We start from the raw sequence: 306 nt of genomic DNA, 5'->3' as shown, positions 1-306 counted from the left end.
TTTGACCGACAATAAAATGTCGGTTTGTGAAGTAAGCTACATAAACATTATTTAACAACTTTAGGGTTTAATCAAAGCTCATTAAATTGATTGCCTGTTATATCTTTTGAAATAATTTCATATAGTCCCAATAAGTTTTTAATTGGTTTATCATCAACAAAATTAGAAGTTTGTAGGAATTTAGCTATATCTTTTTTTGCTGTTTTTGTTTTTGAGACAGCATCAGTGTCTGTGTATTTTGCGATTGAACCAAATTCAGGTTTGTAGAATTGTTCGTAGAATTTTTGTTTAAAAATAACGTTATGG

Annotated in this window: 1 protein-coding gene; it reads right to left on the bottom strand. The window is 28.1% G+C overall.

Annotated features, from left to right (window positions below; genetic code table 4):
• Positions 1–47: 47 nt before the first annotated feature.
• Positions 48–306: hypothetical protein (locus tag KQ878_RS03770; protein ID WP_216567981.1), on the bottom strand; the 259-nt coding region annotated here is incomplete at its 5' end.

The sequence above is a fragment of the Mycoplasma zalophidermidis genome (assembly GCF_018913985.1).
Lineage (GTDB): Bacteria > Bacillota_I > Bacilli_A > Mycoplasmatales > Metamycoplasmataceae > Mycoplasmopsis > Mycoplasmopsis zalophidermidis.
Note: the sequence above shows the minus strand (reverse complement) of the source record. Positions and strands in the feature narration are given on the sequence as shown.